At 51.6% G+C, this 281-nt stretch carries 1 protein-coding gene; it reads left to right on the top strand.

The window, feature by feature from the left end:
* Positions 1 to 17: 17 nt before the first annotated feature.
* On the top strand, positions 18 to 281 hold a 264-nt coding region (locus LZP73_RS20965), incomplete at its 3' end, for a response regulator (RefSeq protein WP_234236926.1).

Below are 281 nucleotides of genomic sequence, written 5' to 3'. Positions count from 1 at the left end.
CGTCCAAGGAGATACCCATGAGTAATCAGGAACCGGCTACTATCCTGCTGATCGACGATCACCCGATGTTGCGAACTGGCGTAAAACAGCTTATCAGTATGGCACCAGATATCACCGTGGTTGGCGAAGCGAGTAATGGCGAACAGGGTATTGAACTGGCGGAGTCTCTTGATCCCGATCTGATCCTGTTAGATCTCAATATGCCCGGCATGAACGGTCTGGAAACGCTGGATAAACTGCGCGAAAAGTCCCTCTCCGGGCGCATTGTAGTATTCAGCGTC

The sequence above is a fragment of the Shewanella sp. AS16 genome (genome assembly GCF_021412365.1).
Taxonomy (GTDB): domain Bacteria; phylum Pseudomonadota; class Gammaproteobacteria; order Enterobacterales; family Shewanellaceae; genus Shewanella; species Shewanella salipaludis.
This window is presented reverse-complemented; position numbering and strand designations above follow the sequence as displayed.